The sequence below is a fragment of the Methylosinus sp. genome (genome assembly GCF_036560965.1).
In the GTDB taxonomy this organism is placed as follows: domain Bacteria; phylum Pseudomonadota; class Alphaproteobacteria; order Rhizobiales; family Beijerinckiaceae; genus Methylosinus.
Genome location: NZ_DATBQF010000054.1, coordinates 80,419 through 101,699 on the forward strand (window position 1 = coordinate 80,419; position 21,281 = coordinate 101,699).

Below are 21,281 nucleotides of genomic sequence, written 5' to 3' on the forward strand. Positions count from 1 at the left end.
CTGCGGTTTCGGCGCTCCCGGTGCGGAACGCGCGCTTTCACTGGCATGGCCACGGCGCGACCGCAAGCCTCAATGCCGGCTTCGGCTTGTCCGCCGCGCGGGCGCTGCTAAGCTCGGCGCCGCAATTTCATCGAGCGAGCGGCGGGGAGCGGATATGGCCGGCTTTTCGATCCTCGGTCTTTCGGGACCGGCGTTTTTGGGCGTCTATGCGGGCGTGGCGGCGTTGACGCTCCTGTTGGCCCATCTCTTTATCCGCGCCAGCGACCCGACGCGAGACCTCAGTCCGCCGAAAGTGCCCAGCGAGCCGGATGCGATCACGCTCGCCTATCTCGCGGGCGGCGTCGGCAATGTCATCCGCACGCTTTTGTTCGATCTGCGCCAGCGCGGCTATGTGGGCGTCGGCGCGGACAAACGGTTGGAGCCCGCGGCCGGCCCCCAGTCGGGACGCGTGCTCGACGCCCGACCGGCGCGCGTGCTCGCGGCGCTGCGGACGCGGCCGACGCCGGCGGAGCTGTTCGACGATTGGACGCTGGCCGCCGATCTCGAGCGGCTCTGCGCGCCCGAGCGGCGGCGGCTGGTCGAGCAGGACCTGCTCGCGCCCCCGGAGGTCGAGCGCACGGCGCAGGCGACGCTGATCGTCGGATCGGCGGTCCTCCTCGGGCTCGCCGGAGTGAAGTTCGTCGTCGCCCTTTCGGGCGGACATCAGAATGTGATCTTCCTCCTCCTCCTCGCCGCCGTCGTCGAGGCCCTGCTCTGGGGGATGGTCTCGCGCGCCCGCAAGCGCATCGCGAGCGCGCGCGGGACGGCCTATCTCGCGGCGATCAAGCGCGCCTACGGCCGCCGTCTGTCCGAACGGATCGGCAAGGCGGGCGGATCGCGTCCCGCCGGGGCGACGGCTTTCGACGCGGGCTCGCTCTTTCTCGTCTCCGTCTTCGGCTATGAGGCGCTGAAGGGCGCCGTCGAGCCCGAATTCATGAGTCTGTTCAAGAAATCGTCGAGCGACTCCTCCGGCTCCTGCGGCTCGTCCAGCTCCTGCGGGAGCGGCGACAGCGGCGGCGGCTGTGGGGGATGCGGCGGCGGGGGCGACTGAGCCCATGGAGACGACCGCGGCCCCGCGCGCAGGTCTCGGCTTCCGGCCGCAATTTTGCGCCGATCTCTTCGCCGCTCGCGAGGCTGTCGACATCATCGAGGTGATCGCCGACCATTATCTCGACGCGTCGCGAGAAAAGCTCGCCGAGCTCGATCTGCTCGCGGATCATTTCCCCGTCGTGCCGCATGGGCTCGATCTGTCGCTCGGCTCCGCCGAGGGGATCGATCCCGCCTATCTACGGAAAATGGCGCGGCTCGTCGCCCGTCTCGATCCGCCCTGGTGGAGCGAGCATCTGGCCTTCACCAAGGCCGGCGGCGTCGCCATCGGCCATCTCGCCGCTCTGCCCTATACGCGGGAGGCGGCCGAGGCGGTGGCGCGCAATGTCGAGACCGTGCGCCGTGCGATCGCGACGCCGCTGCTGCTCGAAAATCCGACGGCGATCGCGCTCGTCCCCGGCGCGGAAATGGACGAGCCGGCGTTTTTGACCCGTGTGCTGGAGCTGACCGGCTGCGGCTGGCTCTGCGACGTGACCAATCTCTACACCAACGCCGTCAACCATGGCGGCGATCTCGAGGCCGCGCTCGACCGCGGGGCCTTGGACCGTTGGGCCTTGGACCGCTGGCCTTGGGAGCGCGTCGTCCAATTCCACATCGCCGGCGGGCGGCGGCTGCGCGGGCTGCTGATGGACAGTCATGACGCTCCCACGCCGCCGGAAATCTGGGCGCTGCTGGAGACGATCCTGCCGCTCGCGCGCAATGCGCAGGCGATCGTGCTGGAGCGGGACGAAAATCTGCCGCCCTTCGGCGCGCTGCTGGAGGAGGTCGCGCGCGCCCGCGCGATCGGCCGCCGATGCCGCTGAAGGAGACGCAGGCGCTGCTGGCGCTTCTCTATACCGACGCGCGTTTCCGCGAGGCCTTCTTTCGCACGCCGCAGGACTGCGCCCGCCAATTCGGGCTCGGCGAGGCGGAGGCCGAAACGCTGGCGCGCATCGATCCCGCCGCCGTCGCGCGCTTCGCCGATTGCCTGAAGGGCAAAAGGGCGCTCGACGCGCGCAAGACGCTACCGCTGACCCATAGGGCGCTGGGCGCGCGTTTCGACGACGAGCTCTTCGCCGCGATCGCCGGCGCGCCTGCGCCCGGACGCCATCTCGCCGATGCGGCGGCGCTCGCCCGGCGTCTCGCGCGGCGCTCGGCCGAACCGGACTGGATCGGCGATCTCGCGCGTTTCGAGCTGGCCTTTGTCGCGGCGGCCGCGCGCCGCAATTGCGTGTGGCTGCGGCTCTTTCGCTATCCCGTCGCCGAGATCGCGACCGGGCTCGCGCGCGGCGAAGCGCCGGGCGCGCACAGGCGGCCCAGCGTCGGACTATGGCTGCGGCTGTTCGGCTCGCGCCTCTTTTATGCTCGGCTCTGAACGCTGAAGACGCGTCAGGCCCGCCGCTCGGCGACGAGATCTATGATGCGGTCGCCGCCACGGTCGCGGGCTTCCTGGCCCTGCGCCTTGCTCAGCTCCTCGCCCGCGTCCTTCATATGCGTCTCCGCCTCGACCAGCTGATCCTTCAGATCGGCGACCGAGCGCAGGAGATTGTCGCGGCGCGTGCGCGCGGCCTGAGCATAGGTGGGATAAGCGAAATGATTGGGATCGCTGATATTGGCCCGCTGCTCCTCGTGAGCGATCTCGCGATCGAGATCGCCCGTCATGCGGGTGAATTCGGCGATCATCGTCTGAAGCTGCGCCACACGGCGCCGGCATTCTTCGGCGTGAAAACGTTTCAGCCGAACCACGGCATCTCGCGACTTCATGACACTACTCTCCGGCACTAGTTACTTACGACTGCAAGCTCGGACGCTTTATCCGCGAGACGATCGAAAATATGGCGCAAGGAGGTTGCTCGAGTGTTACTGGCCCGAGAATTCTCCAGCCGAAACAAAAAAGCGCCGTAATTTCAATCGCTCCGCTCGGCCCTTCGAGGCTGCGCCCTATATTGGCGGGCGCGGGGCGCTCCCGTTCCTGACGAATGGAGGAGGCGGAGATGAGACGAGCCTATGCAGTGATTGCGACGGCCGCGGTCGCCGCGCTTTTGTCGCCCGCGCCGGCGGGGGCCGATCAGGTGGGAACGCATAAGGTCCTCCTGCCGGGCGACATTCGCTTCGCGGCCGCGCCGGCGGCGCTGCCGGCCGGGGCGGAGGCCGCGGTGCTCTATGGCGATCCCGTGAAAGAGGGGCTTTTCGTGATGCGGCTGAAGGCGCCGAGTGGCTATCGCATTCCGCCCCACACCCATCCGAAGGCGGAGGTGGTGTCGGTCGTCGCCGGGCGGATGCGGCTCGGTCTCGGCCCGGCCGCCGACCGCGCCAGCGTCGAGGAGCTTCTCCCCGGCGCCGTCTCGATCATGCCGCCGGGCGTGGCGCATTACGCCTTCTTCGACGAGGAGACGGTGATCCAGATCGACGGCATGGGGCCGTGGAGCATCGACTACGTCAGTCCGAAGGACGATCCCCGCAATCAGATCGCGCCGGCGCAGAGGTGAGGCGGCCGATCACTCAGGCCGGCTGATCGTCCAGCGCCTTTTCCTTGCGGTCCGCTCCGCCCAGGCGGCGATAGACGAAAGGCGGCGCCGGCAGCAGCGACTCCGTCTGCCCGAGCGCCGCGAATTCCTCGTGATGAGACGAGAGATGGCAGGCCGGATCGGTCGCCGCGGCGTCGCCGGCGACGGCCAGCGCCTGGCAGCGGCAGCCGCCATAATCGACGCCGCGCTTGTCGCAGCTGCGGCAGGGCTCCTGCATCCATTCCTCGCCGCGGAAGGCCTCGAAGGCCGCGCCCTTGCGCCAGATGTCGGCGAGCGGGCGCTGGCGCACATTGTCGAAGGAAAGGCCCGGCAGAGTCTGCGCGGCGTGGCAGGGCAGGGCCTTGCCGGAGGGCGTCACCACCATGATGCTGCGGCCCCAGCCGCCCGTGCAGGCCTTGGGGCGCGAGGCGTAATGGTCGTGGATCACGAAATCGAAATTGAGCACGCCCTGAAGGCGCTTCTTCGCCTCTTCCACGATGCCGACCGTGGCGAGGAATTTCTCGCGCGTCGGGATCAGCGCGGCGCGGTTCAGCTCCGCCCAGGCGTAGTATTGAATATGCGCCACTTCGAGCCGCTGCGCCCCGACCTCGACCGCGAAATCGATGATCTGCGGCAGATGATCGATGTTCTGGCGATGGATCGGCGCATTGATGGTGAGCCCGAGGCCCAATTCCCGCGTCCAGCGCGCGACGTCGCGCTTCTTGGCGACGCCGCCCTCATAGCCGGAAATATGGTCCGAGCTTTCGGCGAAAACGTCCTGCACCGACACCTGCACATGATCGAGGCCGATCTCGGCGAGATGCGCCAAACGCTCGCGCGTCAGCAGCACGGCCGAGGTCACGAGATTTGTGTAGAGGCCGGCGTCGACCGCGTGAGCGAGTATCTCCTCGAGATCGCGGCGAAGGGTCGGCTCGCCGCCGGAGAGATGCAATTGCAGCGCGCCGATGGAGGCGGCCTGACGGAACACGTCGCCCCATTCGCCCGAGGTCAGCTCCGTGTTGACGCGCTCGAGCTCCAGCGGATTGGAGCAATAGGGGCATTGCAGCGGACAGCGATGCGTCAGCTCGGCGAGCAGGCCCGCCGGGCCGCGCTCGAAGGGCGCGTAGGACTGGGCCGTTGCGGAGATGGCTGGCGGCGTGAAAGCGTCCGGCCCGTCGCGCAGCAGACGCTTGTCGGCGAGGCCTTGCAGCAGCTTCACCACATCCGTCTGGATCACATCGACGGGCGCGGAGTAAGTTTGCGCGAGGCGTTGCGAAATCTCGGCGACGCTGGCGACGCCATCGACATGGCCGAGCACGGCGAGGCCGATCGGGTCCAGCTCATAGGCGCGCTCGGGCGCGAGGATCACCTTGCGCCGTCGCACGACATCCTCGTGCAGGCGCGAATAGCGCGTGAAGGCCGGCTTCGACTCCGGCGTCACCACGAAACGCGCGTCGCTCATCCGCTCGTCCTTCAGTTCTCTCCAGGCGCGAAAGCGCCCGGCGGGATGAGGCCGGTCACATAGGCCTGATAGAGCGCGTCGAGCTGCGCCCACAGCACATCGCATTTGAAGCGCACGGCGCCGACGCAGGCCTCTTGCTCGGCCCGCGTATAGGCGTGCGCTTTAATATACGACAATGCGAAATCGCTGTCGCGCGGCGCCTGGGCGAGGCGGCGCTTGAAATAGGCCATCACGGAATCGTCGACGAAAGCGTAATTCTCCAGCATTCCGGCGATGCGCTCGCGATGGATCGCCGGCGCGAACAGCTCGGTCAGCGATGACGCCACCGCGATGACGAGCGGCTGCTCGACGACGAAGCGCACATAGGCCTCCACCGCGAATTTCGTCGCCGGCAGCGCGCCTTTGCGCGACGTGACATAATCGCGCGAGAGGCCGAGTCCGTCGGTGAGCACCAGCCAGCGCTCTATGCCGCCGCCTTCCTCGCCCAAGCCATCATGATCGTGGATGCGGTGAATCCATTCGCGCCGCAAGTCGCGGTCGTGCACGCGACTCATGAAGGCGGCGTCCTTGCGCGGCACGGCCTCCTGATAGCAATAGCGATTGAGCGCCCAAGCCTGCACCTGGCCTTTGTTCAGCTTTCCGCCATGCAGCATCTTATGAAAAGGATGCTTGTCGTGATAGCGCTCCTCGCCCACGGCGCGGATCGCCGCCTCGAACGCCTCCTTCGACAAGGGAGGAGCGTCATGCCACTCGGCCGTCGAGAAGTCGTTCATAGCGTCACCTCCATGCCGTCCTCGCCGATCTCCCATCCGGCCGCATTCACGATCGCGCGCTCCTTGGAGGAAGCGTCGAGCGTCGGATTGGAGTTGTTGATATGCACATAGATCTTGCGCGCCACCGAAAGGCTCTCGAGGGCCGCGATCGAGCCGTCCTCGCCGCTCATGTTCACATGGCCCATGCGCGAGCCGGTCTTGCCGAGCAATCCTTGCTCGATCATCTCATTCTCGTGGAACAAAGTGCCGTCGAAGAAGACGAGGCTCGCGCCGCGCAGACGCTCCTTCAGCGGCTCGTCGATCTTCGCGCAGCCGGGAATGTAGAAGCAGCTCTTGCCCGTCGCCGTCTCGATGATCTCGACGCCGAGCGTGTCGCCCACTTGCGTGCCGAAACCCGCGACGCTCTTGTCCTCGAGCCAGAGCGCGATCTTGCCATGCACCGGAAAGGCCTTCACCGAGAGGCCGAGATCGACTCCGGCGCCCTGCAGCGGAACCGCTTCGTCGAAGGGAAATTCGACGCGGCTCACCAGCTCGGGAACCAGAATGTCGAAGATGCGATTGCCGGCGAGCACATTCAATATGCGCCCGGAGGAATAGATCGAGAAGGCCTGCGCCTCGCGCAGATTCAAGAGCCCGGCGACATGATCGACGTCGCCATTGGTCAGCACGACGGATTTGATCGGGCTGGCGCGCAATCCGTCGGATGGGCCGGGCGAGAGCTGCGGCGCCTGCGCGATCTGCTGGCGCAGATCCGGCGAGGCGTTGAGCAGCACGAAATCGACGCCATTGGCGCTGACCGCGAGCGAGGATTGCGTGCGCGGCAAAAAGCCCGGCGCGCCCGCGCGCACGGCGCGGCAATTGGCGCAATTGCAGTTCCATTGCGGGAAGCCGCCGCCGGCGCCCGATCCGAGTATTTTGATGAACATGACGCGATCCGCGACGGCGCCGCCTGCTCGAGGCGCCGTCTCTCCTCTCGAGCCGACGTATTAAAGCGAAACCGCCTCTCTTCGAAGCGCTGTTTCGCCACCCTCCCGCTTTTGCCGCTTTTTCCCGGCGCGCATGGCCCCGGACGGCTTGATTTGGCGGGCACTATGTCGGCGCGCGCGGCGGCGCGCAAGCGCCACTTTGTCGCGCCGCTCGCGCTTCCCCGTCACGCCGCCTGCGTCTTCTCCGCCTCCTGCCGCTCCAGCTCCTTGTAGCGCTTCACGCCGAAGGGGATGGCGACGAGATAGGCGAGGCTCGCCAGCACCAGCGTCTCCATCGGATAGATGGCGAGCAGCAGCGCCGTCACGCCGACGCAGAACAGCACCAGAATGACATATTCGCGCGGAATGCGGCCGATGCGCTTGCCGGAGAAATGCGGAATGCGGCTCGCCATCAGAAAGGCGATGCCCAGCACATAGATGATGAAGAGCGGCACCAGCGCTTTGGAGCCGGGAAGGTCGACGACCGAGAGATTGAGATAGAGCGGCAGCAGAACCGCGACCGCGCCGGCCGGCGCCGGCATGCCGACGAAGAAATCCGAGTGCCAGGCGGGCCGGCCCGGCTGGTCCACGGTGACGTTGAAGCGGGCGAGGCGCAGCGCGCAGGCGATGGCGAAGACCAGCGCCGCGAACCAGCCGAGGCCTTTGATCTCATGCAGCGACCAGAGGTAGAGCAGCAGCGCCGGAGCGACGCCGAAATCGACGAAATCGGCGAGCGAGTCGAGCTCCGCCCCAAAGCGCGACGTGCCCTTGAGCGCACGCGCGATGCGGCCGTCCAGCCCGTCCAGCACGGCCGCGGCGATGACGGCGGTGACGGCGGTGTCGAACTTGCCTTCGGTGGCGTAGCGTATCGCCGTCAGCCCCATCGACAACGCCAGCAGCGTGACCAGATTGGGCAGCACGACGCGGATCGGAATGTTGCGGAAGCGCAGCCTCCGCCGTTCGGAGGGCGACAATTGCGCGTCGCGGCCTTCGGGACCGGCGTCGAAGGAAAAAGGTTCGTTCATCGGGTGGCCTCTCTCGCGGCGACGGCTCAGCCGGCCTTGAAGCTCAGCGGGGCGGCGGTGGAGTTCACATCCGCCAGAATGGTCTCGCCGGCGATCGCGCGCGAGCCCACGGCGATACGGGGCTTGGCCCCCGTCGGCATATAGACGTCGACGCGCGAGCCGAAGCGGATGAGGCCGAAACGGTCGCCGACGCCGATCGGCTCGCCGTCCTGCACGAAGCAGACGATGCGCCGCGCGACGAGGCCGGCGATCTGCACCACGCCATAGCGGCCCGAGGGCGCGTCGATGACGATGCCGTTGCGCTCATTGTCCTCGCTCGCCTTGTCGAGATCGGCGTTGAGGAAGATGCCGGGCTTATAGGCCACCTTGCTGATGCGGCCGGTGATGGGCGCGCGGTTCACATGCACGTCGAAGACGCTCATGAAGATGGAGACGCGCTGCAGCGGCTCGGCGCCGAGGCCGAGCTCCGCCGGCGGCAGGAAAAAGCCGATGGAGCAGACGACGCCATCGGCCGGCGACACCACCAGCCCCTCGCGCAAGGGGGTCAGGCGCTGCGGATCGCGGAAGAAATAGACGCACCAGCCCGTGGCGATGAAGCCGACCCAGCCGAGCGTCGAGGATATCCAATGCAGCAGCAGGGCGGCGATAGCGAAGGCGGCGATGAAGATATAGCCTTCCGGATGGATCGGGACGAGCGATTTGCGGACCGATTCGAGGATCGACATGGATGAGTGGCTCCGAATGCGGCCCGTCGCCGCAGGCGGGGCGAGTTTTGGCATTTCGCGGCGCGAAAGTCACGCGGGCGGGGCGTCGAAGCGCTTGCCCAGCCGGCCGATTCACGACAGATAGGCGTGTCGACGCCACAAAGGCGCGGCGGCCCCTCGGGGAGGAAACATGAAAGACACGATTCGCAACGGAACGGCTCTGGCCATAGCGGCCGTCTCTCTCGCGCTCGCCGGCGCGGCGACCACGGCTCTGGCGGCGACGCCCGGCAAGGTGCAATGCATCGGCGCCAATAGCTGCAAGGGCAAGAGCGACTGCCACAGCCCCAAGAACGCCTGCAAAGGCATGAACGCTTGCAAAAGCAAGGGCTGGGCCTTCGTGGAGTCCGAGGACGCCTGCAAGGCGGCCGGCGGCAAGACGCTGAATTGATCCCTACCTCTCTCCCGCCGCGGGGGCGGGAGAGGGGTTTCGAGCCGCGCTCCCCTGAAATCGCGAGCGGCGGTCCGGCCGCGCCATCGGGCCCTGGCCCTCGATGAGATTCCGTCCACGATCTTCCTTCACCTCCTGACGCGCCGCCGAAGCCCCCGTCTCGACAAAACGCCCCTTTGGCGTCATGAGGGGGCCCCATGTTCCGCCCCTTCGTCGACGACTTCCTCGCCTGCCTGCGCTTCTACTCCCGCCTGCCGGTTCCGGCGCCGCGGGGGCATGAGATGCCGGACTTCCGCACGGCGGTGCGGGCGCTGCCGCTCGCCGGCGCGCTGATCGGCCTCGCGCCGGCCTGGGCGTTGCTCGCCGCGCACGCCTTTGGCCTGCCGCCCTTTCTCGCGGCCACGCTGGCGCTGGCGGCGCTGGTCGCCGTCACCGGCGCGCTGCATGAGGATGGGCTCGCCGATCTCGCCGATGGTCTCGGCGGCGGCGCGACGCGGGAGGAAAAGCTCGAGATCATGCGCGACAGTCGGCTCGGCTCCTATGGCGCCGTCGCGCTGACGCTCTCGCTGCTGCTGCGCGTCGGCGCGCTGACGGCGATCGCGCAGCACGGCGGCTTCGAGGCGGCGGCCGTGCTGATTTTCGCCGCGGCGCTCTCCCGCACGGCGGGGCTGCTGCCGATCATGATCCTCGCGCCGGCGCGCGCCGATGGCGCCGGCCACGCCGCCATGCGCCCGTTCAAGGAAGCGTTGCAGACGGCTGCGCTGCTGGCGACCGCCTTCTCCATTCTGCCGATCGCCATGGGCGTCTCGCCGCTGACCGCCCTCCTCGCCGGCGCGCTGGCCGTCGCCGCATCCTATGCGACGGCCAAGCTGGCCGAGCGTCAGATCGGCGGCCTCACCGGCGATGTGCTGGGCGGCGCGCAGCAGGCGGCCGAGATCGCGGCGTTGCTGGTCTTTTCGGCGGGCGGCTGAGGCTGCGCGCTCACGCGTTCGCCGCTTCCGCCATGCGAGCGGTGGCGCGCCGCACTTCATCGACGGCGGCGAGCAGCGTCTCGACGCCGGCGCCGGGCCGCACGGCCTCGCCGGCGAGGCGTCGACGAAAGGCGCGGGCGCCGGGCCGGCCGGCGAAAAGGCCGAGCATGTGCCGCGTCATATTCGAGAGGCGCTCGCCGCGCCCCAATTGCATCTCGATATAGGGGATGAACGCTTCGACCGCGGCGAAGCCGTCGGCGAGCGGCGGGGCCTCGCCGAACAGCTGCGGATCGACCGAGAGCAGAAGCTCCGGCTCGTGATAGGCGGCGCGGCCGATCATCACGCCATCGACATGGAGGAGATGCGCGCGCATCTCCTCCATGGTCGCGATCCCGCCGTTGATCGCGATGGGCAGATCGGGAAAGGCGCGCTTGAGCTCATAGACGAGCCCATAGTCGAGCGGCGGAACGTTGCGGTTCTCCTTGGGCGAGAGGCCGGAGAGCCAGGCCTTGCGCGCATGGACGACCAGCGCGTCGCAGCCCGATGCGACGACGCGCTCGGCGAGCCCGAACAGCGCCGTTCGCGGCTCCTGATCGTCGACGCCGATGCGGCATTTGACGGTGACGGGGAGCGCGACGGCGTCCTTCATCGCCTTCACGCAATCGGCGACGAGATCGGGCTGCAGCATGAGACAGGCGCCGAAAGCGCCGTTCTGCACGCGATCGGACGGGCATCCGACATTGAGATTGATCTCGTCGAAGCCGAAGGGCTCGGCGATGCGGGCGGCCTTCGCCAGCTCGGCCGGATCGGAGCCGCCGAGCTGCAGCGCGAGCGGACGCTCCGCAGCGTCGAAGCCGAGCAGCCGCTCGCGGTCGCCGAAGATCACGGCGCCGGTCGTGAGCATCTCCGTATAGAGCCGCGCGCGGCGCGACATCAGCCGATGGAAGAACCGACAATGACGGTCGGTCCATTCCATCATAGGCGCGGTAGAGAATCTAATGTCTTGATTTGTAAGCGATTTCATTTTAGTCTCAAGGCCATAGGTCGGGGCGTGTGCACTCTCCGGTACGCCTCGATACGACACTTTTCGCTCCTTTTCGACTTCTCAGTGCACACAGAGCGCACACGAAATGGCGACCTTCACGAGGCTCAAATCCGGTTCCTGGCGCGCTCAAGTTCGTCGCAAGGGGAAATACGTCAACGAGACGTTTCTCCGCCGACGAGACGCCGAGGAGTGGGCGCTCGACATAGAGCGCCGGATCGACCGTGGCGAGTCGCCGTCGAAGCGGGCGCGCAAGGAAGCTCGAACATTCGGCGATCTCGTCCGGCTCCATAGGGACGATCTCGCGGAAGTTGGAAAGCGGATCGGCCGGTCGAAGGCCGCAAGCCTTACATTCCTTGAGCGTCGCCTCGGGCGATTGAAGATTTCAGAGCTGGATCGAGAGCGCCTCATTCAATTCGGTCGAGATAGAGCGAAGGAAGGAGCCGGTCCCGTCACGCTCGGCATCGACCTCGGCTATGTCAAAACTATCTTGTCGCATGCAGCGGCGGTTCACGGCATTCAGCTTTCGACGGAGTCGACCGATCTCGCACGCATCGCGCTGAACCGTCTGGGATTGGTCGGGAAGGGAAACGAGCGAGATCGCCGGCCGACGCAGGACGAGATCGATCGCATCATCGCACGATCCGATTTGACGCCGCAGCTGACAATTCCGTTGGGACGGATCGTGCGTTTCGCGATCGCGACTGCGATGCGGCTCGATGAAATTTGCCGCGTCGCATGGGAGGATTTCGATCCCGACCATAAGATGCTTCTCGTCAGAGATCGGAAAGACCCACGCCGGAAGTCGGGAAACAATCAGAAGATTCCGCTTCTCGACGTGAGCGGCTATGACGCATGCGCTCTCGTTCACGAGCAGAAGGAAGCTTCGAAAAGCGGCGAGGGGCGAATTTTCCCGTACAACAGTCGATCTGTGGGGACCGCGTTTCGGCGGACGTGTCGCCAGCTCAAGATCTCAGACCTACACTTTCATGACCTACGGCATGAAGGCGCAAGCCGTCTGTTCGAGGCGGGATTTTCGATCGAACAGGTGGCCCTGGTCACCGGCCATCGAGATTGGAAGATGCTTCGCCGGTATACGCACCTCAAACCTGAGCAATTGCACACGAGGAAAAGGGGAATGGCTGCATAGAATTTCGGCTACGCTGCCAAGATGTCCAATTCTCGGTGCGCTTTGCAGATGACAATAAACTCCGTTCCCTGAAATTGCCATCCGCCTCTCTCCTTTATGCTGCCCTTATGGGCGAGCGATCAAAGACATATGGAATCTTTATCCCATTTCGCCGCAGTTTGCGCTTTGCGTCGAATGAGGGACAGCATGAGCATGTTGCAGCCGCAAAGGCATACGGCTGGGCCGTATAAGGCGCATGGGCGAGGGCTGACATATGATCTGCTCGGAGTCGCCTCCGCCATTCTAATTCTAGCGTTGTTACTGATAGTCCTCGAATTTGGCCAGGAAGAAACGCCCATCTTGTGGTGAAAGATCTCTCTCCGATATTCGAGGGCGGCGGAATGGCTCAGGGCGAAATTATCATTGCCGACGATAACGCCGCGGACCGGATCGCCGTAGCGCAGGCGCTCTCGAGCGCGGGTTACGAAGTGCGCGCGACTGCAGCGGCGGCGACCTTGTGGCGGTGGGTGCAATCGGGTGAAGGCGATCTCGTGGTGACCGACACTGCCACGCCAGAGCAGAGCGCCTATGAGCTGCTGCCACGCATCAAGAAGCTGCGGCCAGACCTCCCTATCATCGTGACGGGCGCGCAGAGTGATCTTGTGACCGCAATCCCCGCCTGCGAGCACAGCGCCTATGGCTATCTGCCCAAGCCGTTCGATGCAAAAGAACTGATTGGCGTCGTAGGTCGCGCTATTGCCGAGCCGCGCGAAAAGAACGAGCTGCGCCTTTACGATGAGATCGCGGGGATCCCGTTAAACGGATGCTCGCAAGCCATGCAGGACATTCATCGCTTGCTCGCCCATCTCGCTCGGACGGATTTCGCGGTAATGATCGAGGGTGAGTTCGGCACGGGCAAGGAGGCGATTGCGCGCACCCTTCAGGCGCAAGGCAAACGCAGCGGAGGCCCGTTCGTCGGCGTCAATTTGGCGGCTATTCCGCAAGAGCAGATCGAGAGCGAGTTATTCGGGCACGATCCGAGGGGATTCGGCTGCACTGAATCCTGCTGGGGCGGCCGTTTCGCGGAGGCCGAAGGTGGCGCCTTGTTTCTCGACGAAATCGGCGAATTGCCGATGGAGGCGCAGGCGCAACTCTTGCGTGTTCTCGAGCGGGGCGAATATGTGACCATCGGCGGTCGTGCGCCCGTCAAGACGAGTGTCCGTATCGTCGCCGCTACCAGTAAGGACCTGCGCGCGCTCGTTCGGCACGGTCTGTTTCGCGAGGATCTATATTTCCGATTGAACGTAGCGCCTCTGCGCGTGCCGCCTTTGCGCGAGCGCACAGAGGACATTCCGGATATCGTCCATCACTTCCTGAAAATCTTGGCCAGAGAAGGATCAGCGCCGAAACATGTTGATCCACGGGCCCTCGATTGCATGAAGCGCTATCGCTGGCCAGGGAATATACGCGAGCTGGAAAATTTCATTCGTCGCATCGCCATTCTTCATCCGCAGAGCATCATAACGGAGCAACTCGTCGAGCAGGAACTGCAATACGAGCTCGGCGGCGCTGTTGTTCGCTCACTGGTTGGCGAAGAACCGCCGTTCGCTGGCGCGGTCAAACCCGTCTTGAGAAAGCTATTTGAGGACTGCGGCGATCGCCTGCCCAGGCCAGGCCTGTATCACCGTGTCATCCGCGAGATTGAAGCGCCACTGATCACGGAGGCGTTAGCGGCTACTGGCGGTCACCAGATCAAAGCCGCCGAATTGCTCGGTCTCAATCGCAATACGTTGCGAAAGAAAATGATCGGCCTCGATGTTCATCCTAGGCTTTCCAAGCTCTAGTCGCTCGTGCGGAGCAGCCTGATAATTGTCCCCAGAAGCGACCTTTTTTATGCGGCTCTTATTTCGAGCGTCCATTTTCTGAATGGAACGTTTATTCGCGTTCGTGACAATGATCGCCATCGTCATCGCGGATGACGATGAGACGTCGATGGTCACATCGCGATCGTCTCTTCCTCAGCTCGCATTCAACAGGTGATGTCATGGCTGGTGTTCGGGTCGCTTCTGGTCACAGAATTATTGATCCGATGCTTGCGCTCGGCGACTGCACGAAGCAGCATCGCATCCTCATGGCTGGGTCGAATAGCATAGCTATGATGATCGAGCTGCAACGACGCGGCTACGCTCGAACGGCATCTAGCGGAAATTGCGGGCGCCCGGCGGGTCAATACGACATTGCGCTTATCGATTGGCGCGGGCGCACGCTTCATGATCTCGAGACGACGTTGGACTGGCTCCGCAAGTTTCTCAGCCCCGCTGGAGTCCTGGTCGTCTGGGTCGATGCTCAGAAACCAGCAGCCAATCAGAGCCTTCGCATGTTGCTGGAGACGCGGCGTTACGTGATCCAGCAGGACTCGATCCATGAGTGCGGCCGTGCGCTCGTAGCGCGGAGACTTCAACCCAATCCGCTAAAGAAGGCGGCGTGATGCGCCATCACGTGGGGAATGCGGCGTCGCAACATGACGCCGCATCCCATTGTGAGCCTTCCCGTCACCTCGACAATGGAGAGTCAGATGGCCCAATCGAATCCGAGACGCACGATTATTCGAGAATGGACTTCGCTTGCGCGTGAGAAACGACAAACGATCCAGCAGGCGGCTGCTTTTGCGACGGTAGCCCTGCAGCGCCACAGTTTGCCTCGCAGCAGGCGAGAGCCGTACGATATCGTGATGGCATGGCTGCGGCCGCGCATCGGTCGGGCTTGAGAAATATGCAAAGTTCCTGACCGCCGACGAGCAAGAGTTCAAACGAACGCTGGCGCACGTCGGCGGTTCAGAGTCGGATAATCATGAACACTATGCCGTCTCATGCTCGAGCGCCTCTATGAGCCGAGCGTGCCAGTCGAACAGCTTCTTTAACCACTCGTCAGACCTGTGGAAGGATGCGGTTCTCACCTGAATTGCGCCTTCTACTAGCTCGATCTCTTCGGTGAGCGCTTACCTTACGCTCCGATGGCTGGATATCTCTTTCACGGCAATCATGCGATCCCCTCTTCGGCGCCCGCGCCTTTGGCCAATCGTCAGCCCTGCGTCGAGTTGCAGGGTACGAACAATATGCGTCATCTCGAGGTAAAGGATCGATACGAACCGAGACCAGAGCGCGCAAGGATCGTATAAACGCGACCGCGCTTACAAAACCGCGGTGATAGGTGGAAGCGCAGGACGCGCCGTCGTATGGCGAGTTGTTGCGTATTCGGCCGAATGATTGGCCGAATCTCCGTGTGACCGAAGCGGGATCTCTTGCATGGACGTAACAGTAACGTGAGGCAATGCACCCGCTCCATCGTCATCAACTGGAGCGTGACAAAATCCGCACTTCCAGGTCATGCTCGAGGTCGGGCGCGGGGGGAGATCGAGGTCACGCCGAACGCCTAGAGCGATGTGGCGCATGGCGAAGTCGATATTTATACCAGGCGCTGCGCTTTATGTGGTCCTTACGTCTGGGGAGCACATTCGGAATGGCGCCTTTACGAGACTATCCAACATAGTTTGTCAGCTTCAACAGCGATAGGAGACGAACATGTTGGAACTGGTTCAATCGGAGCTGGGCGCTCTCGATCAGCCGATCATTGCTCTCGGCCTCGCGGCTCTCTTGGTTCTCGCCGGAGCAAATGCCATATCCGGTCACTCTTATCCGTTTCGGGCTTGGCGGGTGCGGCCGCGATGCAACTCCGCCAAACGAAGAATGTCCTGACGCTTCTATGAATGCAGTGCAAATAGAAGCGAGGACAACATGAGCGCCTTCGGCTGGCTCGAAATCATCATCGTCTTGGCGCTCGTCGTCGTATGCGCCATTCCTATCGGAAGCTTCATGGCGGCAATATTCGAAGGCCGTCGGACTTTTCTCAGTCCCATTGTCGGTCCGTTGGAGCGAGGCATTTACCGACTGTCCGGCATCGATCCAGATGAAGAACAAGACTGGTTGCGATACACGCTTTCGATGCTGACTTTTGTCGGCGGCTGCTTTCTCTGTCTATATCTGACTTTGAGATCGCAAGCCGTCCTTCCTTTCAATCCTCAGGGCCGCGACGGGCTTGCGCCTGACCTGTCGTTCAATACCGCGATCAGCTTTATCACCAACGCCAATTGGCAAGCTTACGCTGGCGAAACGACAATGAGCCATTTCGCTCAAATGGCCGGCCTGACCGCGCACAATTTTCTCGACACGGCCGTTGTCATGGCCCTCGCAATCGGATTGACGCGCGCCTTCGTTCGTAACGAATCCACGACGATCGGAAACTTCTGGGTCGACATGACACGTTCAGTTCTCTACGTGCTCCTTCCGCTGTCGATTCTCACGGCTCTGCTCTTCGTCGCTCTCGGCGTTCCGCAGACTTTGTCCGGATCGTTCGAGGCGACGACGCTCGAAGGCGCGAGACAGACGATCGCGATAGGACCTGTGGCGAGCCAGGAAGCGATAAAGTTGCTCGGGAACAATGGTGGCGGATTCTTTAACGTCAATTCGGCGCACCCGTTTGAAAATCCGACCGCATTGTCCAATATGGCCGAGAACTGGAGCCAGCTCGTGCTTCCGGTCGCCTTCATTTTCGCCTTTGGCCGAATGGTGGGCAATCTACGTCAGGGGCGCAGCCTCCTGATCACCATGTCGATCATTTTCTTCGTCAGCCTCGTGCTTCTCTATCGGAGTGAGGCGGCCGGCAACCCGCTCTTGACCGAGCTGGGCGTCGACGCTGCGGGCGGCAACCTCGAGGGAAAGGATCTGCGTTTCGGACAAGCGGGCGCTGCGCTCTTCGCCGCCGCTACGACGGGAACGGGAACAGGCGCAGCCAATGCCGTGCTCGATTCATTGACGCCCATCGGCGGGCTCGTGCCGATGCTGAATCTGCTGATGGGATGTATCGCTCCCGGCGGAGTGGGAACGAATCTCTACGTCATGCTTCTGCTCGCCATTCTCTCGGTCTTCATCGCCGGTCTCATGGTAGGCCGCACGCCGGAATATCTCGGCAAGAAGATCGAGGCGCGGGAAATTCGCCTCGCAATGTTGTCGCTGTTGCTCACTCCCGCATTGGTGCTCGGCTTCGCCGCTGTATCGGTCAATCTCAAAACCGCGCTCGACAGTCTTGGCAACGCAGGACCACATGGCTTCAGCGAGCTCCTCTATGCTTTCGCCTCGACGAGCGCCGACAATGGTTCGATTTTTGGTGGGCTTTCGGTGAATACGGTTTGGTTCAACACGTCCACCGGCGTCGTAATGTTGATCGGCCGTCTGGGAAGCATCATACCGATCATGGCTATCGCAGGGTCACTTGCCCGAAAGAAAAAGGCCAAGCCCTCATCGGGCACATTTCCGACGGATGGCCTGCTGTTCTCCCTGCTACTACTCGGTATCGCGCTGATCATCACGCTGCTCGACTTCTTCCCCGCGCTGACTCTCGGCCCGCTGGCCGAACAGGCGCTGATGTCGCACGGCCGGACATTCTGACGATCTGCGAGCCGTCATGCCGTGACGAAGCGATATCCGACGCCCGGCTCGGTCAGCACGATCTTTGGCGCTGCGGGGTCGTCCTCGATCTTGGCGCGCAATTGACCGATGAAAACTCGGAGATATTGCGTGTCTTGCCGATGAGCAGGGCCCCAGACCGAGGAAAGGATTTGACTATGCGTGAGGAGGCGGCCGGGATGCCGCGCGAGAGCCGTCAGGAGGTCGTATTCTTTTGGCGTCAATTTGATCGGCCTGCCATTCTTCGTCACTAGCCGTTTGTCCATATCGACGCGGAGGCCGCAGCTCTCGACTTCTCGAGGTCCGCCCTCGGTCCGGGGTGTGTGACGCAAGGCGGCGCGCAGCCGAGCCAGGAGCTCGCCGATCGAGAATGGCTTTTCGATATAGTCATTCGCGCCGGAGTCGAGCGCGGCGATTTTCTCGGCCTCTCGTTCGCGGGCCGAGAGGATCAAGATCGGCACCTGTGAAAAGGCGCGCGCTCGCGCGAGCACCTCTTTTCCATCCATATCGGGAAGACCGAGGTCGAGCACGACGATATCGGGCGCCGAGGCTGCGATCGCCTCGAGGGCGGCTCTGCCCGTCGCCGCTTCGATCACCTCGTAACCGCAGGCGCCGAGAGCTGGTCGCAGGACCCTGCGAAGCTGCGGTTCGTCATCGACAATGAGAATGCGAGGGCCGCTCATGCGGGCGCCCCTTGTCGCTGCTCCTCGGGAATGGGGAAGCGCAATATGAAGCGCGTGCCGCGCCGGCGTATCGCGGGGCTTTGCGCGACAATTGTTCCGCCCATCGCTTCGACGAGCCCGCGGCAAATCGATAGACCGAGGCCGGTTCCCGCCTTCCGTCCATCGACGCGCCCTCCGCGATAGAATTTCTCGAAGATGCGCTCGAGATCCGTGGGCTTCACGCCCGGCCCTTCGTCGGTGACGGTGAGGACAACCTCGTTTCCATCGCGTCTCGCGTAGAGAGCCGCGGAATCGCCGCCATATTTATGCGCATTGTCGAGCAGGTTGAACAGGATCTGGCTCAATAGATTAGAGTCGCCGCGAATGACCGGCAAGTCCCGCGCCAGGCTGGCGGAGATTGCGAGTTGCGGAAATTCCTTGCGGCTTCGCTCGACTGCATTGTGGACGGCGTCGCCGATGTCCACCGGCTCACGACGGGGCTTGAGAGCGCCCGATTCGATGCGCGACATGTCCAGCAGATTGACGACGAAGCGCGAGAGGCGTCCGGACTCTTCCTCGATCGAAGCCAATAAATCCTGACGGTCGTCCGCCGTCATCCTATCTCCGAGCTGCCGCAAGCTCGTGACCGCTCCTGTGATCGAGGCGAGCGGCGTGCGCAGGTCGTGAGAGAGCGACGCGAGCAGGGTCGTGCGGAGCTTGTCATTTTCCTCGAGAGCGGCCGCTTTCACGGATTCGCCGACCAGGAGGGAGCGATCGATCGCAATCGCCGTCTGCTCGAGGATCGAGGTCAGCATCCGTTCCGTTTGCGGCGACAGCGGCTCGTCGGGCTTCTCGGGTTCGATGCCGAGCACGGCGACGACGCCCCGGGTCGTCGCAAGCGGACGAAATTGAAAACGGACATTCGGCAAGGTCGCGGTGCGCCATCCGGCCGGTTCGGCTTTTTGGTAGGCCCATCGGGCTGAGCTGGACTCACCGGGGTCCAATTGATCGATAGGAGGCCAAGCGGCGGATACGCGCAGCTCGCCATCGTCGGGCAAGAGCAGAACGGCGCATTTCGCATCGAGCGCTTTTTGCGCGTCGACCGCCGCGGCCCAAAGCACATCATCGAGCTTGGGGGCGCTGGACAGCTTGCGCGAAAATTCGAACAGGGCCTGAGCCGCCTGTGTCCGCATGCGCATGTACTGGGACTGTTCGCGCACGCGCCCAGCGAGCGCCCCGATGATGATCGCGGCGACGAGAAAGACGAGCAGTGAGAGGAATTCGACAGGTTGTGAAATCGTCAGCTGATAGCGCGGCTCGGAAAAGAAGAAGTCGAAAGCAGCAAATGAGAAAATCGAGGCTGCGATCGCCGAGTACGTTCCGAAACCCAGCGCGCAAAGCGCAACGGAAATGAAGAAAATGGTCGAACGAGGCGGTAGCGCCAGCCATAACTCCAGCAATCGCACGGCGCCGACCGCGCATGCCACCGAAGCCGCCGCGGCTACCATGCCCACCCAAAATTCGGATCCGCGTGGGACGCGCCGTTGCATGCCGCTTTCGGCTTCCGGCTTTACTTGGCTATCCGGGATGACATGCACGGCGATGTCTCGCGAGCGTCGTACGATTTCTTCGGTCAAAGACCGATGCAGCAGCCTGGAGACGAATCCGGCGCGTGAATGGCCGATTACAATTTGCGTAATATTCTCTCGGCTAGCGAAACGAAACACCTCGGTCGGGACATCTGGACCGGAGAGCCGCTCGATCGCGCCCCCCAAGCGTTCCGCCAGCTTCATCACGTCGTCGATGCGCTCGAGGCGCTTGGGGCTTCGTTCTTCCTGTCCGGAGCGCTCGACGTAAAGGGCGATCCAGGATGCATTGAGGCCGGTCGCGAGGCGAGCGCCCGCGCGGACGACGATTTCCGATAGTGTGTCGGGTCCGACGCATACGAGCAATCGTTCGGAGGTCGCCCATGGGCCTTCGATGGCGCTCTGACGTAGATAATCGACCATCTGGTCATCGACGCGCTCGGCCGTCCGGCGCAGGGCCAGCTCGCGTAGCGCGGTCAGATTACGGGTCGTGAAAAAATTCTGGATGGCGCGCTTGGCGGTTTCAGGAACATAGACCTTCCCTTCCTTCAATCTTTGAAGGAGGTCGTCTGGCGTGACGTCGACCAGGATGACATCGGCCGCATCCTGCAGCATGCGGTCGGGCACGGTCTCTCGCACCGCGACGCCCGTTATATTGGCGACGACATCGGCCAAGCTTTCGAGGTGCTGGATATTGAGAGCGGTCCAGACGTCGATGCCGGCGCCGAGCAACTCCTCGACGTCCTGCCAGCGCTTGGGGTGCCGGCTCTCGGGCGCGTTAGTATGCGCGAGCTCGTCGACGACGATGAGCTTCGGTCTGCGCGTCAGCGCAGCGTCGATGTCGAACTCTTCGAGCTCGCGCCCGCGATATTCGATCTTACGACGGGGGAGGATCTCGAGACCTTCCAGCAGCGCTTCTGTTTCGCACCGACCGTGACACTCCACGAGGCCGATCACGACGTCGACGCCGTCCATCTTCAGCCCCCGTGCCCGGGCCAACATGGCGTAGGTCTTTCCTACGCCGGGAGCCGCGCCCAAAAAGACGCGCAGCTTGCCGTCCTTTTCCTGGTCCGCCAGCGCGAGAAGCGCGTCGGGATCAGGGCGCCGTTCGAAGTTCCTTTCCGTTTCGGCCATTCGTCCTACGAGTCCAATTGCCGTGCCGCTTCGAGTGGAAGCCAGATTGAACAACGGGCGCAGCGTGTGCAAGAACCACGAGACCTTCATGCCCGTCTCGGGTGAAGCATAGCTCCTGGCCATCGGGGCCGGCGCCGATTTTCGATGCTCGGCTTCGATTTTGGATGAAGGCGAGAGGACGAGTCTTTATCATGGCCGAGGCAGAGCTGGAACTTCCCTCGCGGCA

The 21,281-nt window shown here is 63.7% G+C and carries 19 protein-coding genes; 10 read left to right on the forward strand and 9 right to left on the reverse strand.

The genetic code is table 11. The features are described from left to right. Positions 1 to 154 precede the first annotated feature (154 nt). The 3 genes from VIF40_RS13785 to VIF40_RS13795 are packed head-to-tail and all read left to right on the forward strand — an operon-like array spanning position 155 to position 2,500. The gene (locus VIF40_RS13785; protein ID WP_331938082.1) at positions 155 to 1,090 is read left to right on the forward strand and encodes a TIGR04222 domain-containing membrane protein; all 936 of its coding nucleotides are present in this window, start codon (positions 155 to 157) and stop codon (positions 1,088 to 1,090) included. 4 nt (positions 1,091 to 1,094) lie between these two features. Beyond that, a complete protein-coding gene (locus VIF40_RS13790) occupies positions 1,095 to 1,949 on the forward strand; it encodes a DUF692 domain-containing protein (RefSeq protein ID WP_331938083.1) in 855 nt (284 codons plus the stop codon). After that, a complete protein-coding gene (locus VIF40_RS13795) occupies positions 1,940 to 2,500 on the forward strand; it encodes a hypothetical protein (protein WP_331938084.1) in 561 nt (186 codons plus the stop codon). Before VIF40_RS13790 ends, VIF40_RS13795 begins: the two co-directional genes overlap by 10 nt. A gap of 14 nt (positions 2,501 to 2,514) precedes the next feature. On the opposite strand, the gene VIF40_RS13800 is transcribed toward VIF40_RS13795, so the two are convergent. After that, positions 2,515 to 2,889 carry a flagellar export protein FliJ gene (locus VIF40_RS13800; protein WP_331938085.1) on the reverse strand — a complete coding sequence of 125 codons (375 nt, stop codon included), beginning with the start codon at positions 2,887 to 2,889 and terminating at the stop codon, positions 2,515 to 2,517. A gap of 230 nt (positions 2,890 to 3,119) precedes the next feature. On the opposite strand from VIF40_RS13800, the gene VIF40_RS13805 reads away from it, so the two are divergent. Continuing rightward, positions 3,120 to 3,614: a cupin domain-containing protein gene (locus VIF40_RS13805; RefSeq protein ID WP_331938086.1), complete on the forward strand. Its 495-nt coding sequence runs from the start codon at positions 3,120 to 3,122 to the stop codon at positions 3,612 to 3,614. 13 nt (positions 3,615 to 3,627) lie between these two features. Here the strand turns inward: VIF40_RS13805 and pqqE are convergent, their stop codons facing one another. The 5 genes from pqqE to VIF40_RS13830 form a co-directional block, all read right to left on the reverse strand. Then, entirely contained in the window at positions 3,628 to 5,094 is a 1,467-nt protein-coding gene (gene pqqE, locus VIF40_RS13810; protein WP_331938087.1) for a pyrroloquinoline quinone biosynthesis protein PqqE, read from the reverse strand. An 11-nt stretch (positions 5,095 to 5,105) separates the two neighbouring features. Beyond that, positions 5,106 to 5,867 carry a pyrroloquinoline-quinone synthase PqqC gene (gene pqqC, locus VIF40_RS13815; protein ID WP_331938088.1) on the reverse strand — a complete coding sequence of 254 codons (762 nt, stop codon included), beginning with the start codon at positions 5,865 to 5,867 and terminating at the stop codon, positions 5,106 to 5,108. Beyond that, on the reverse strand, positions 5,864 to 6,793 hold the full coding sequence (gene pqqB, locus VIF40_RS13820) for a pyrroloquinoline quinone biosynthesis protein PqqB (RefSeq protein ID WP_331938089.1): 930 nt from the start codon (positions 6,791 to 6,793) through the stop codon (positions 5,864 to 5,866). Before pqqB ends, pqqC begins: the two co-directional genes overlap by 4 nt. Before the next feature lie 224 nt (positions 6,794 to 7,017). After that, a complete protein-coding gene (gene pssA / locus VIF40_RS13825) occupies positions 7,018 to 7,857 on the reverse strand; it encodes a CDP-diacylglycerol--serine O-phosphatidyltransferase (protein ID WP_331938090.1) in 840 nt (279 codons plus the stop codon). A 26-nt stretch (positions 7,858 to 7,883) separates the two neighbouring features. Continuing rightward, positions 7,884 to 8,582, reverse strand: coding sequence for a phosphatidylserine decarboxylase (locus tag VIF40_RS13830; protein WP_331938091.1), 699 nt, complete (start codon positions 8,580 to 8,582; stop codon positions 7,884 to 7,886). Between the two features lie 169 nt (positions 8,583 to 8,751). On the opposite strand from VIF40_RS13830, the gene VIF40_RS13835 reads away from it, so the two are divergent. Both VIF40_RS13835 and cobS read left to right on the forward strand, forming a co-directional pair. Then, positions 8,752 to 9,009, forward strand: a complete 258-nt coding sequence (locus VIF40_RS13835) for a hypothetical protein (protein WP_331938092.1) — start codon at positions 8,752 to 8,754, stop codon at positions 9,007 to 9,009. A gap of 197 nt (positions 9,010 to 9,206) precedes the next feature. After that, positions 9,207 to 9,980, forward strand: coding sequence for an adenosylcobinamide-GDP ribazoletransferase (cobS, locus tag VIF40_RS13840; RefSeq protein ID WP_331938093.1), 774 nt, complete (start codon positions 9,207 to 9,209; stop codon positions 9,978 to 9,980). Positions 9,981 to 9,990: 10 nt separating this feature from the next. Here cobS and dusA read toward each other — a convergent pair whose 3' ends face one another. Next, on the reverse strand, positions 9,991 to 11,004 hold the full coding sequence (dusA, locus tag VIF40_RS13845; protein ID WP_331938094.1) for a tRNA dihydrouridine(20/20a) synthase DusA: 1,014 nt from the start codon (positions 11,002 to 11,004) through the stop codon (positions 9,991 to 9,993). Between the two features lie 106 nt (positions 11,005 to 11,110). Here dusA and VIF40_RS13850 point away from each other — a divergent pair, with 106 nt between their 5' ends. From VIF40_RS13850 to kdpA, 4 genes are all read left to right on the forward strand, one after another. Further along, on the forward strand, positions 11,111 to 12,172 hold the full coding sequence (locus tag VIF40_RS13850) for a site-specific integrase (protein ID WP_331938095.1): 1,062 nt from the start codon (positions 11,111 to 11,113) through the stop codon (positions 12,170 to 12,172). Positions 12,173 to 12,552: 380 nt separating this feature from the next. Next, positions 12,553 to 13,995 carry a sigma 54-interacting transcriptional regulator gene (locus VIF40_RS13855; protein ID WP_331938096.1) on the forward strand — a complete coding sequence of 481 codons (1,443 nt, stop codon included), beginning with the start codon at positions 12,553 to 12,555 and terminating at the stop codon, positions 13,993 to 13,995. A 311-nt stretch (positions 13,996 to 14,306) separates the two neighbouring features. After that, positions 14,307 to 14,639, forward strand: coding sequence for a hypothetical protein (locus VIF40_RS13860; RefSeq protein ID WP_331938097.1), 333 nt, complete (start codon positions 14,307 to 14,309; stop codon positions 14,637 to 14,639). A gap of 1,306 nt (positions 14,640 to 15,945) precedes the next feature. After that, positions 15,946 to 17,655 carry a potassium-transporting ATPase subunit KdpA gene (kdpA, locus tag VIF40_RS13865; RefSeq protein ID WP_331938098.1) on the forward strand — a complete coding sequence of 570 codons (1,710 nt, stop codon included), beginning with the start codon at positions 15,946 to 15,948 and terminating at the stop codon, positions 17,653 to 17,655. Between the two features lie 14 nt (positions 17,656 to 17,669). On the opposite strand, the gene VIF40_RS13870 is transcribed toward kdpA, so the two are convergent. Together VIF40_RS13870 and VIF40_RS13875 are read right to left on the reverse strand one after the other, a co-directional pair. Further along, a complete protein-coding gene (locus VIF40_RS13870; protein ID WP_331938099.1) occupies positions 17,670 to 18,356 on the reverse strand; it encodes a response regulator transcription factor in 687 nt (228 codons plus the stop codon). After that, positions 18,353 to 21,055, reverse strand: a complete 2,703-nt coding sequence (locus VIF40_RS13875; RefSeq protein ID WP_331938142.1) for a sensor histidine kinase KdpD — start codon at positions 21,053 to 21,055, stop codon at positions 18,353 to 18,355. The genes VIF40_RS13870 and VIF40_RS13875 overlap by 4 nt, the downstream gene beginning before the upstream one ends. Positions 21,056 to 21,281: the final 226 nt, after the last annotated feature.